Annotated in this window: 14 protein-coding genes; 1 reads left to right on the top strand and 13 read right to left on the bottom strand. The window is 59.7% G+C overall.

All coding sequences use genetic code 11. The annotated features are described in order from the left end of the window. Nucleotides 1-168: 168 nt before the first annotated feature. The 12 genes from EXY20_RS02080 to EXY20_RS02025 form a co-directional block, all read right to left on the bottom strand. On the bottom strand, nucleotides 169-612 hold the full coding sequence (locus tag EXY20_RS02080; protein WP_135547090.1) for a DUF1801 domain-containing protein: 444 nt from the start codon (nucleotides 610-612) through the stop codon (nucleotides 169-171). Between the two features lie 21 nt (nucleotides 613-633). Beyond that, on the bottom strand, nucleotides 634-1,404 hold the full coding sequence (locus EXY20_RS02075; RefSeq protein ID WP_135547088.1) for a class I SAM-dependent methyltransferase: 771 nt from the start codon (nucleotides 1,402-1,404) through the stop codon (nucleotides 634-636). 239 nt (nucleotides 1,405-1,643) lie between these two features. Further along, nucleotides 1,644-2,342: a ribonuclease III gene (gene rnc, locus EXY20_RS02070; RefSeq protein ID WP_135547086.1), complete on the bottom strand. Its 699-nt coding sequence runs from the start codon at nucleotides 2,340-2,342 to the stop codon at nucleotides 1,644-1,646. A 6-nt stretch (nucleotides 2,343-2,348) separates the two neighbouring features. Further along, on the bottom strand, nucleotides 2,349-3,587 hold the full coding sequence (gene fabF / locus EXY20_RS02065) for a beta-ketoacyl-ACP synthase II (RefSeq protein ID WP_135547084.1): 1,239 nt from the start codon (nucleotides 3,585-3,587) through the stop codon (nucleotides 2,349-2,351). Between the two features lie 96 nt (nucleotides 3,588-3,683). Next, complete coding sequence (gene acpP, locus EXY20_RS02060; RefSeq protein WP_135547081.1) at nucleotides 3,684-3,917, bottom strand: acyl carrier protein; 234 nt, start codon at nucleotides 3,915-3,917, stop codon at nucleotides 3,684-3,686. A 66-nt stretch (nucleotides 3,918-3,983) separates the two neighbouring features. Continuing rightward, entirely contained in the window at nucleotides 3,984-4,724 is a 741-nt protein-coding gene (fabG, locus tag EXY20_RS02055) for a 3-oxoacyl-[acyl-carrier-protein] reductase (RefSeq protein ID WP_135547079.1), read from the bottom strand. 60 nt (nucleotides 4,725-4,784) lie between these two features. Beyond that, nucleotides 4,785-5,723: an ACP S-malonyltransferase gene (gene fabD / locus EXY20_RS02050; RefSeq protein ID WP_135547077.1), complete on the bottom strand. Its 939-nt coding sequence runs from the start codon at nucleotides 5,721-5,723 to the stop codon at nucleotides 4,785-4,787. Between the two features lie 64 nt (nucleotides 5,724-5,787). Further along, a complete protein-coding gene (locus EXY20_RS02045; protein WP_135547075.1) occupies nucleotides 5,788-6,774 on the bottom strand; it encodes a beta-ketoacyl-ACP synthase III in 987 nt (328 codons plus the stop codon). Nucleotides 6,775-6,783: 9 nt separating this feature from the next. Next, complete coding sequence (plsX, locus tag EXY20_RS02040) at nucleotides 6,784-7,773, bottom strand: phosphate acyltransferase PlsX (protein WP_135547073.1); 990 nt, start codon at nucleotides 7,771-7,773, stop codon at nucleotides 6,784-6,786. Next, nucleotides 7,757-8,347, bottom strand: a complete 591-nt coding sequence (gene fapR / locus EXY20_RS02035) for a transcription factor FapR (protein ID WP_207671211.1) — start codon at nucleotides 8,345-8,347, stop codon at nucleotides 7,757-7,759. The genes plsX and fapR overlap by 17 nt, the downstream gene beginning before the upstream one ends. Before the next feature lie 257 nt (nucleotides 8,348-8,604). Next, a complete protein-coding gene (gene rpmF, locus EXY20_RS02030) occupies nucleotides 8,605-8,778 on the bottom strand; it encodes a 50S ribosomal protein L32 (protein WP_135547069.1) in 174 nt (57 codons plus the stop codon). A 30-nt stretch (nucleotides 8,779-8,808) separates the two neighbouring features. Further along, complete coding sequence (locus EXY20_RS02025; protein WP_135547067.1) at nucleotides 8,809-9,315, bottom strand: YceD family protein; 507 nt, start codon at nucleotides 9,313-9,315, stop codon at nucleotides 8,809-8,811. A 183-nt stretch (nucleotides 9,316-9,498) separates the two neighbouring features. On the opposite strand from EXY20_RS02025, the gene EXY20_RS02020 reads away from it, so the two are divergent. Further along, the gene (locus EXY20_RS02020; RefSeq protein ID WP_135547065.1) at nucleotides 9,499-10,773 is read left to right on the top strand and encodes a nucleotidyltransferase; all 1,275 of its coding nucleotides are present in this window, start codon (nucleotides 9,499-9,501) and stop codon (nucleotides 10,771-10,773) included. On the opposite strand, the gene EXY20_RS02015 is transcribed toward EXY20_RS02020, so the two are convergent. Beyond that, the gene (locus tag EXY20_RS02015) at nucleotides 10,770-11,849 is read right to left on the bottom strand and encodes a SepM family pheromone-processing serine protease (protein WP_235885309.1); all 1,080 of its coding nucleotides are present in this window, start codon (nucleotides 11,847-11,849) and stop codon (nucleotides 10,770-10,772) included. The two genes, EXY20_RS02020 and EXY20_RS02015, sit on opposite strands and share 4 nt — an antisense overlap. Between the last annotated feature and the right edge of the window lie 147 nt (nucleotides 11,850-11,996).

The raw sequence follows: 11,996 nt of genomic DNA, 5'->3' as shown, positions 1-11,996 counted from the left end.
TGCCACTCCGATCAATCGTCTTGAAAAATAGGCCATGTTTTATTGCCTATTTCGCCTTAAACGGGAAAATAAGCCATTTTTCATGGGCTATTACGTTGCGGCGGTGCCCTCGAAAAAAAGCGGCCGCCGGGTCGATAGCCAATCCCCCCGACAGCCGCCGTAACAAACTTACTGCGCCTTCGCCGCCGCCAGCCACTTGGCAACGACTTCAGCCAACTTCTCCCTGCTGTCCTCCACCTCGCGCCGGCTCGCAAATGCGATGGTCGCCCGGTCCGCGGCTGCCCACTGCAGCAGCCCGGTTTCGTCCTTGAACAGCGGTTGCTTCCCTGCCCGCTTGGCCGCCTTGGCGCCGCAATGAAACACAAGCCGGAACATCCCGGCTCCATGCAAGTTGAACGTCACCCGGTCGTCGTCTTCATACCGAAAGCTCGGCGCATTCCATTTGATATGTTCCGTAATGGCCGGGTCGACGCTCAGAATGATGCGCCGCACTTCTTCGATTTCTTCCTTTAAAGGATGCTCCAGCCGACGCAAAAATTCGAGTACTTGATCTTGACCGGTTGTTGGCGACGGTTTGCCGGCCGACGCCGCCGGCTTTTTGCTTGCTGCCACCTTGGCCACTCCTTTCGCAGGTTATTGCGGCGTGTGACACTTTGCGGCCACTAGGAAAAATCGGTGTCCCCGGCTTGTAACGACTCCGTCCCGATCGACTTTCGCCTGCAGCTTATACAACTTGTCCAAACACGTCTGCACCGAAAAACCGGGAAACTCCCACTCCATCACTTTGGCAAAATAGACCAGTGCGCCAACATCATAAAACGACAGCGTCGGGTAGTATTCTTGCGCTTCCGTCAGCTGGAAACCGGCGCTCCGCAGCTGCCCGCCCACCTTGGCGAGATTGAAGTCGAGATCGACAACGGCCGGTTCGCGGCCCAACAGCCAGGCTGCCAATTCCCGATTGTTTTGCCCGCCTACTTGCTGCGTAATCAGCGTGCCTCCCGGCTTGAGGATGCGAAATACTTCCCGCGGCGCAAACGCCCCGTGACGATTGAAGACCAGATCGAAATAGCGATCCTCGAAAGGCAGCTCGTCGTCGCAACCTACTTGCCGTACGTCGATGCCGTGCGGGGGAAGTGTCCTGAGGCATCGTTCGACGTTGGGAGGGTACGACTCCGTAGCGTACGTTCGTCCCCGGGGCGGATCCAGCGACAAGAGGAATTCCCCGCCTCCCGTGCACATATCCAATACAATGGACGACGGTTGCATATAACGTTTCACGGTCGACCGGTAGTCCCACGGAAGCGGTTCCTCCGCGGTTCGTTTGGCGATGGCGGAAAAATCCCATCCGGCGAACGTTTTCGCCTGTTCCTCCAACCATATTTCTTTCCACTGTTCGAAGCTCATCCTGCATCCTTCTCCCCATGAATAGTAACCGGGCGTTCAGGCGCAGTTGACCGATAACAAATTACGAATCAAGAGCCCGGTACAATCTGTTATTCGATGCTGTCAACCGCACCGGGCCGATACCGAATTGCGTCATACGCCACCTCGCAATGGGAAAGGGGAAATTTTCTTTCATTATACATGGTATCTTGCAAAAAAACGGCTCTTTCCCCTGGATAGGGAAAGAACCGTGTCGTCGACTACGGCTGCAGCCGGTTCAGCGCATCCGCCGCCGCTTGCTGCTCCGCTTCCTTCTTCGAACGTCCGCTGCCGCTGCCAAGCTGCCGGTCGTCGAGCCACACTTCCGCCGCGAACTCCTTGTCGTGCGCAGGCCCGCTTTCGGCGACGATCCGGTATTCCGGCGTTCCAACGCTCGCCTGTTGAATGTACTCCTGCAGCTGCGTCTTGAAGTCGGTGACCGGCTTCTTGCCTTCGCGCGGAATGTGCGGGAAGAAGTGCCGGTCCATAAACGCCTGCACCGCTTCCAGCCCACAGTCGAGGTACAGCGCGCCGATGAACGATTCGAACACGTCCGCGAGCAGCGCCGGACGCGTGCGGCCGCCGGTCATCTCTTCGCCGCGGCCGAGCAGCACGTACGAGCCGAAGTCGAGCCGTTCGGCGAACGTCACGAGCGACGGCTCGCACACAATCGAGGCGCGCAGCTTCGTCAGTTCGCCTTCGGCGTAGTCCGGATAGAGCGCATACAAGTAATCGGAAACCGTAAGCTCCAGCACCGCATCGCCCAAAAATTCAAGCCGCTCGTTGTCGCTGCCGCCGGCGCCCCGGTTTTCGTTGACGTAGGAGGAGTGGGTGAACGCTTGCCGCAGCAGATTCGATTCGCGGAACGACACGCCGAGCAGCGTCTGCAGTTGCTTGAAATTCGGGGTCCCTTTGCTCACGGCAGCCTACGCCTCGTATTTCCGCAAAATGATCGTCGCGTTATGGCCGCCGAAGCCAAACGAATTGGACATGGCCACGTTCACATTGGCTTGACGCGCCACGTTCGGCACATAGTCGAGATCGCATTCCGGATCCTGGTTGTCAAGATTGATCGTCGGCGCAATCATGCCGTTCTGCAGCGTCAAAGCGCAAATGATCGCTTCCACGCCGCCGGCGGCGCCGAGCATGTGTCCGGTCATCGATTTCGTCGAACTGACCGCCACTTTGTACGCGTGGTCGCCGAGCGCCTTCTTGATTGCGATCGTCTCCGACTTGTCGCCGACCGGGGTCGACGTTCCGTGCGTGTTGATGTAATCGATCGCTTCCGGCTCGATTGCCGCGTCTTTCATCGCCCGGGCCATGCAGCGCGCCGCGCCGTCCGGATCGGGGTCGGTCATGTGATGCGCGTCGCCGCTGCGGCCGTAACCGATCACTTCGGCGTAAATATGAGCGCCGCGCTTCTGCGCATGCTCAAGCGATTCCAGGATGAGCACGCCTGCGCCTTCGCCCATGACGAAGCCGTCGCGGTCGATATCGTACGGGCGGCTCGCCTTCTCCGGCTCTTCGTTGCGCGTCGACATCGCACGCATGGCGCAGAAGCCGGCCAAGCCGATCGGGTAAATCGTCGATTCCGCGCCGCCGCAAATCATCACGTCGGCTTCGCCGTGCATAATGAGCCGCATCGAATCGCCGATCGTGTGCGAACCGGTTGCGCAAGCGGTAACCGTCGTGCTGTTCGGCCCCTTGGCGCCGGTCAGAATCGACAGCTGGCCCGAGGCCATGTTCGCGATCATCATCGGGATAAAAAACGGGCTGACACGGCGCGGCCCCTTCTCCAGGAGGATGGTATGCTGCTCTTCCCAGGTGCCGAGCCCGCCGATGCCGGACCCTATGTAGACGCCGATCGATTCCGGGTCCACGTTCTCGCCGATCGTAATCCCCGCATCCTTAAGCGCCATCAATCCTGCCGCGCAGCCGAACTGCACGAACCGGTCCATCCGGCGCGCTTCCTTGCGGTCAAAATAGTCTTCCGGATTAAAATCTTTTATCGAAGCCGCTATGCGGGTCGTATATTCGCTTACATCAAAACTTTCGATCACGGAAACGCCAGACTTGCCCGCCATCAGATTGGACCAGAATGTGTCCAAATCTTTGCCGAGCGACGTCATGACGCCCATGCCAGTAATCACGACTCGTTGTGACATCCGTCCACCTCTATCGATAACAGCGTTAAAGTTGATGTTCCCGTGTGTTAATGAGGAGAAGTCCCGTTATGGGAGTAACGGGACTTGCCTTTCGCTTTACGTATGAGATTGTATATAAGAAACAACTTCTCCTACGGTCGTAATCTTCTCAGCATCCTCATCGGATATTTCAAGATCGAATTCGTCTTCAAGCTCCATCACTAATTCCACCACATCAAGAGAATCAGCGCCTAGGTCATCTTTAAACGATGCTTCCAGGGTAACTTCCGCTTCCTCAACCCCCAAGCGATCGATGACAATTCGTTTTACACGTTCCAAAACGTCGGACATCCGGTTCACCTCCTCTTTGGTATTATACGAGAATTGTTTTCAAATTACCAGTCTGTCCTGACGCCTTTACATGACCATGCCGCCGTCCACGTGAATCGTCTGTCCGGTCATATAAGAAGCGTCGTCGGACGCGAGAAAACGGACCGCTTTGGCGATGTCTTCCGGCTGACCTAGACGGGCGAGCGGAATTTGCTCCATGAGCTTGCCCTTCATTTCTTCGGGCAATTGCTCCGTCATATCAGTGACGATATAACCCGGCGCCACCGCGTTGACGGTGATGCCGCGCGAGGCCAATTCGCGCGCCGCCGACTTCGTCAGGCCGATGACGCCCGCCTTGGCGGCGACGTAGTTCGCCTGGCCGGCGTTGCCAAGCACGCCGACGACGGACGAAATGTTGATGATCCGCCCGGAACGCTGCTTCATCATCGGACGCGTCACCGCCTTCAGGCAGTTGAACACGCCTTTCAGATTCGTCTGGATGACCTGGTCGAACTCCTCTTCCTTCATGCGCATAAGTAGATTATCTCTTGTAATGCCGGCATTATTCACCAAAATGTCAACCTTGCCGAACGCTTCCAGCGTCGTCTTCACCAGCTCTTCCGCCTCTGCGGCAACGCCGATATTGGCGCGTTGCTTGATCGCCCGGCGGCCGAGCGCTTCGATGGCGGCGACGACGTCGGCCGCCGCCTGCTCGCTGCCGGCGTAATTGACGACAACGTCGGCGCCGGCTTGCGCCAGCTCGAGCGCAATCGCCCGGCCGATGCCGCGGGATGCGCCGGTCACGATCGCCACTTTACCGTTAAGCATAGATCAGCTCTCCTTTGCGTTAACATTGCGCTTTGCTCCACCGGCCGAATCGGCAGCCTCTTACGCCTGGCCGCCCGCCAAATAAGCGTCAACCGCCGCCATGCTGTTGATGGAAACGACGTTGACCGATTTGTCGATTTTGCGAATCAGCCCGGCCAGCACCGTACCCGAACCGATCTCGATAAACGTGTCGACGCCTAGCGCGATCAGCGCGGCGATGCTGTCTTCCCACAGCACCGGCGAATACACCTGGCGGACGAGCAGGTCGCGAACAACCGCCGGATCCTGCACCGTCTCCGCGGTAACGTTCGCCACTACCGGCACCACAGCCGGCTGCATGGCTACCTCCGCCAGCGCAGCGGCCAGCCGTTCGGCGGCAGGCTTCATCAGCGAAGAGTGGAACGGTCCGCTCACCTCGAGCGGAATGACCCGCTTCGCCCCCGCTTCCTTGCCGCGCTCCGCCAGCGCCGCGACACCTTCCTTGCTGCCGGAGACGACGATCTGGCCCGGGCAATTCAGGTTGGCCGGCTCCACGACGCCGACGCTTGCGCTGATGTCCGCGCAAAGCGCCGTCAGCTGGCCGCGGTCCGCGCCGAGCGTCGCCGCCATTGCGCCGCGCCCGCCCGGCACCGCTTGCTCCATATATTCGCCGCGCAGGCGAACCGTGCGCACCGCATCCTCGAACCCGAGCACGCCGGCGACGACAAGCGCGCTGTATTCGCCCAGGCTGTGGCCGGCGACATAGTCCGGCTGCACGCCCGCAGCGCGAAACGCCTCGAACAGCGCGATGCTTGTCGTCAGCAGCGCCGGTTGGGTGTGGTACGTTTTTTTCAGTTCCTCTTCGGGGCCTTCGAACACGATTTGCGACAGCGCAAACCCGAGCGCCGCGTCCGCTTGCTCGAACCGTTCGCGCGAAGCGTCCACCCGGTCGCAAGCGTCCTTGCCCATGCCGACCGCCTGGGAGCCCTGGCCGGGAAATACAAAAGCGATTTTGCCCACGTTCGTTGCCCTCTCCTTCCGTCCCTCGCTCCGGCCGATAAGCGCGCCGTCCGAAGGAAACCTTTTACCAGATCAATACCGATGCTCCCCAAGTGAGGCCGCCGCCGAAGCCGACCAGCACAACACAGTCGCCTTCCTTGAGTCGGCCTTCTTCGGCCGCTTCCGCCAGCGCAATCGGGATCGACGCCGCGGAGACGTTGCCGTACTTGTGCAGGTTAATCATGCACTTCTCTTCCGGCAGATCGAGCCGGTTCAGCGCCGATTGGATAATGCGGATATTCGCCTGGTGCGGCACGAGCAAATCGATTCGCTCCTTGCCCATGCCGGCTTTGCGCAGTGCCTCTTCGGCCGCGCCGCCCATGATGCGCACCGCGAATTTGAACACTTCCGCGCCGGCCATGTAGATGTAGTGGCGCTTCTGTTCGATGCTGGAAGGCGATGACGGGTGGCGCGAGCCGCCGCCTTCGATTTTGAGCAGCTCGCCGCCCGAACCGTCCGCACCCAGCTCGAACGAGCGGAAGCCCCGTCCTTCGGCCACCGGGCCGAGCACGACGGCTCCCGCGCCGTCGCCGAACAGGATGCACGTGTTGCGGTCGGTATAATCCGTGATGCGGGATAAACATTCCGCGCCGATAACGAGCGCGTATTTATAAGTGCCGAGCGCAATAAAATTGGACACGTTCGCCAGTCCGTAAATAAAGCCCGAACAAGCCGCCGACAAGTCGAACGCCGCCGCTTTGCGCGCGCCGAGCTTGTGCTGCAGCACGCAAGCCGTCGAAGGGAACGACATGTCCGGCGTGATCGTGGCGACGACAATCAGGTCGAGGTCTTCCGCCGCAATGCCGGCGTTCCGTAGGGCGATCAGCGACGCTTCATAGGCCAGATCGGAAGAAGCTTGCTCCGGAGCCGCGATGCGCCGTTCCTTCATGCCGGTGCGCGTGACGATCCACTCGTCGTTCGTTTCGACCATTTGCTCCAAATCATGATTCGTCAAAATTCGTTCGGGCACGTATTTGCCCGTACCCAGAATGCCAACCGGCTGCACGTTCATGCCACACACTCACTTCCCGCTGCTGATTTCGCTTGCGATCGATCGGATCAAATCGTTTTTAATGTCGTTTCTCGCCTGGCGCACCGCGTTTTTGATCGCGTTGGCGTCGGAGGAGCCGTGGCTTTTCAGGCACAGGCCGTCAAGCCCGAGAAGCGGCGTGCCGCCCGCCTCCGAATAGTCCATCTTTTTGCGGAAATTGCGCAAGCCGGGGCGAAGCACGGCGCCGGCCAGCTTCGTAATCAGCGAGCTCGAGAACTCCTTGCGCAGCTGACTGAAAATCGCCCCCGCCGCTCCTTCCAGCGACTTCAGCATAATATTGCCGGCGAAGCCGTCGCACACGAGCACGTCGCAGTTGCCGTACAGCACGTCGCGCGCTTCCACATTGCCGATAAAATGAATCGGCGCCTGCTGCAGCAGCGGAAACGCCGCCTTCGTCAGCTCGTTGCCCTTATTCTCTTCGGTGCCGACGTTGAGCAAACCGACGCGCGGCTGCGCCAGGCCGTGCACCTTCTTGCGGTATATGCTGCCCATGAGGGCATATTGCAATAAGTTTTCCGGCGTCGCATCCGGATTCGCGCCCAGATCGAGGCCCAGCACGCCGTGCCCTTCCATCGTCGGCAGCATCGGCGCCAGCGCCGGCCGTTCGATGCCGGCCAGCCGGCCGACGACGAGCAAGCCGGTCACGACGAGCGCCCCCGTATTGCCGGCGGAAATCATCGCGTCCGCCTGTTTCTCGCGCACAAGCCGGCCGGCGACGACCATCGACGCATCCTTCTTCCGTCGCACCGCCTTCACGGGCTCGTCGTCCGGGAGGATGACGTCCTCTGCATGATGGACGCTCAGGTTCGCCGGCCGCTGCGGAAGCAGCGGTTCCAGCTTGTCTTGGTGGCCGACGAGCACGATTTCGGTATCCGGCCATTCCTTGGCCGCCTGCAGCGCGCCTTCCACGTTGATTCCCGGCGCTTTGTCGCCGCCCATCGCGTCAATCGCTATTCGCATGAGCGCTCCCTCCTTCGCCGCGCAGTTCTTTTTTGGAATGGTAGATCAGAAAATTGCCTTGAAACACCAGTTCATCGTTTACATATGTAAACACTTCGACCTTCGCCTTGCCGCGCGAAAGCGAACGAACATAGGCTTTGGCGATGCACTTCTCGCCGAGCTTGATCGAACGGATGAACCGGATATCGGCCGACGCCGTGAGGGCGACGGGATCGTTGATGACCGCAACGGCGAGCGAATTCGCCTGGGAGAAGACGTGGTGGCCGCGGGCGATTTTCGTGCGCGAGAAGACGTGTTCGGCGGCGATTTCGAACATGGAGATGCCGCTTTTGTCCAGTTGGAGGTCGATGACGTCGCCGATGACTTCGTGCAGCGGCAGCGAGCGCACCTGGTCGTAGCTTTTTTCCGCCATCATTTTGATGCGTTCGCGCAGCTCCGGAATGCCCAGCTCCAGCCGGTCCAGCCGGATCGTCTGGATGCTGACCTGGAACGTGCGCATCAGCTCTTCGTCCGTGACGAACGGATTGTCGTCGATCACTTTGGCCAGTTGCTGCTGGCGTTGACGTTTAGGCAGCTTGTCGATCGTTTGCACCCCCGTTCGCCCCTTGTCGGTTCGATTGGCTCATTTGCTTGGCTATTTCCGACGAGATGAGCAATGCGGTCGCCCATCCTCGATAGTAGTTATTCATATTACCTAGTACTAAATTGTAGTATATAAAATAATCGCCGAAAAAGAAAGCGCCGTTCCGCCGAATGACCTCGCCATCCGCCGCCGCGCAAAAAAATAGCACCTCACAGAACCCGTGAAGTGCGTGCGGACGAAGCCGGAAACTATTGCTTGACGATTTCTCTTCCTTTGTAGTTGCCGCAAACTTTGCATACGTGGTGCGAAAGCTTCAATTCGCCGCATTGGTCGCATTTTACCATGCCCGGTACTGTCAATTTAAAGTGAGTACGGCGCTTATCGCGACGAGTTTTGGACGTTCTTCTTTGTGGTACTGCCATATTCCCACCTCCTTAACCTAATTCACCCGACTACTCTTTGAAAAAATCGGCCAACCCCGCCAGCCGGGGATCGCGCTTCTGTTCGTGGCACGCGCACGGCCGCTCGTTGCGGTTCGTCCCGCAATCGGGACACAAGCCCAGGCAATCCTCGCGGCAAACCGGCGCGTACGGAAGCGCAAGCCATACGGCTTCCTCCAAGTACGGCGTCAGTTCGACCTTCGCGTCGGCGACGATGTGCGTGTTCTCTTCGTCTTCCTCGCGAACAAGTTCGGCCTGCTGGGTGAACCGTTCGTGGAACGGGATGACCAGTTCCTCTTCCAGCGGCGTCAGACAACGCGAACACAACAACTGCAGCGGAAGTTTCAGCTCTCCGTCAATCCGGGCAATGCCAGAAACGCCGCGAGCCTCAAGCTTCACGTCAAGCGGCCCGCTCCCGGTTACGTCCTGATGACCGGCCAACATATTCGACAAATCAACACGCATTGAAATCGCCATTTGCCGTTCCTTTGCGGTCAACTCTTTGATGTTCAGCTGCATCCTACCATCACCCCAAACACACAAATTCTATTATAGCGACAACGTTTCTATTTTGTCAACATTTTGGCATTTGATTCCGGCCCTCGCGCCATCCTTCCCGTAACGTCGAGAAAACCCCGTTTCACTCGGAAACTTATCCTTCTTATGTGGTAAAATAAGCCGTACCGGCAAGGAGGCACCTTCATGAAAACCGTCGGCGTCATCGTCGAATACAATCCATTGCATAACGGTCACGTTTATCACTTCGAGCAGTCCCGGCGCGCGGCCGGCGCGGATGCCGTCGTTGCCGTCATGAGCGGCCATTTCCTGCAGCGGGGCGAGCCCGCCGTCGCCGGCAAATGGGCGCGCGCCGAAATGGCGCTGCACATGGGCGCCGACATCGTGATCGAGCTTCCCGTCGCCTACTCATCGCACGCCGCGGAATGGTTCGCCTACGGCGCCGTTTCGCTGCTTGACGCCACCGGCGTCGTCGACAGCGTCTGCTTCGGCAGCGAAAGCGGCGACATCGCCAAGCTGTCGGCCGCCGCGCAGCTCGTCTGGCGCGAAGACGACGCCTTTCGCGCGCTCGTTCGCCGCGAGCTTGCCGGCGGCGGCAACTACCCGGCGGCTTACAGCGCCGCCGCCGAACGAACGTTGGCCGCCGCCGGCATCGACGGCATCGATATGCGCCAGCCGAACAATACGCTCGGCCTGTTTTATTTGATCGCGCTGCTCCGGCTCGGCAGCACGATCGAACCGCTGACGATCGCCCGCACCAAAGCGGGCTACAACGATCAAACGATTACCGACCGGCGCATCGCCAGCGCCACCGCCTTGCGCGGACTCATCTTCGGCGATACGCCGGACTCTGGCCAGTTGCAGAACATCGCGCCTTATGTACCGCCCTATACGCTGAGCATCTTGCAGCGCGAAGCGCAAGCCGGGCGCGCGCCGGTCAGTTGGGCAAACTATTCGCGCCCGCTGCTGCATCGGCTGCTCGTCGAGCCGGCGACGGAGCTCGCGCAATACGCGGAAGTGACCGAAGGGCTGGAGCACCGGATCAAACGCGCGCTGCCCGAGCTGCGGCTCGCGGAAGGCGAAGCGGCGGCGGAAGCGCTGCTGCTGCTGCTGAAGACAAAGCGCTACACGCGCACGAAGCTGCAGCGCACCTTGTTGCGGCTGCTTCTCGGCCACCGCAAGGATGAGCTTGCGCCTGAGCTGCTGCGCAGCGGCGCCGCCTACTTGCGTGTGCTCGGCTTTTCGCCGCGAGGACGGCAGTTGCTCGCCCGCATGCGCACCGCCGCCAAAGTGCCGGTCGTCACCAAAGTGACGGATGCCGACTGGCCCTATTTGGCCATGGACATCCGCGCCACTTCCGCATACGCGCTCGGCTTTGCCCGCTGCGATTCGCGCGAGCTGTTCCGCGACTACTACGAGCCGCCCATCCAGCGGTCGGAAGAGGCGCGCTCCGACACTTAAGACGCTTTCGAGGGCAATGCCTTCAAATAGGCGAGCGCATCCTCCATCGTGTCGACCGGAACGATTTTCATCTTCGTATGGATTTCTTCGGCTCGTTTCTGCGCATCGGGGGCATTGCCTTTCGGAGCAAAGAAATATTCCGCCTTCTCCCGGTCGGCCGCCACAATCTTATGCTGGATGCCGCCAATATCGCCGACATGCCCCGCCGCGTCGATCGTTCCGGTGCCGGCCACGCGGTACCCTTTGGTCAAATCGTCGCTCGACAACTGATTGTAGATTTCCAGCGAAAACATCAGTCCGGCCGAAGGGCCGCCGATTTCGCCCGCTTTGATTTCCACTTGTTTGGCAGTGTCATCCGGCTTGACGGAAATGTACTCCGCCAGCGAAATGCCAAGACCGGCCCTTGCGGGCTGCCCGCCTTCCGCCGGCAGCTCGGCCAACGTTATCGTTTCGCTCCGCTTCTCCGCCCCGCGTTCGAAATCGATCGTTACCGTGTCGTTCGGCTTTTTGCTCTGCAGCTTGGCGCGCAGCTCGTCGCTCGTCGCGACCGCCTGCCCATCCACCGCCTTGATCTTGTCGCCCGAGCGCAATACAGCCGCAGCCGGAACCCCGGTGTTCACGTGAATGACCACAATGGCGTCGGTCGCCATTTGAAACTTGATGCCGAGTTTATTATAAGCCGCCTGGATAGCGCTGCTCTGCGAAGACATCATATTGTACGTTTGCCGCTCCGAATATTCCTTCTCCGATTCGTCCGGCTGACGAATCGCCGCCTTGTCGATCAGCTCGTAGTTTTTGCTGAATTGCGCCGCGATATAGCTGGCGACATTGGCGCTGCTGACGCCTACCGTCGTCAGCATGAAGGTGCCGGCTTCCGCCTTTTTGCCTTGCTGGACGCTGACCATCGGCCGAAGCTCTTCCGCCGAACCGGGCATATATACGTAATAGGGCAATTGCAGAAAAAAGAGTACATACCCGATAAAAGCGGCCAGCAGCACCGCAAGCCCAACTCGCGTGCCCAGCCTCAGCCGGTTGCGCATGGGAGCGATGCTTCTGTTTCCGAATCGATTGTTCATCCCGATCTCCCTTTCGGACGTTGGCTGACTTGCCTGCAGCCTTTTGACAGCCGGAACCGCTCTTGCATCCTGTTGGTTTGCCCCGATCCTTCTCCGCCTATACCGCTTCAGACCGTGCTCCGCCGATCCGCCGCCCGCTGGTCTAAT

This window comes from Paenibacillus cymbidii (assembly GCF_004764705.1).
Classification (GTDB): domain Bacteria; phylum Bacillota; class Bacilli; order Paenibacillales; family NBRC-103111; genus Paenibacillus_AN; species Paenibacillus_AN cymbidii.
Note: the sequence above shows the minus strand (reverse complement) of the source record. Positions and strands in the feature narration are given on the sequence as shown.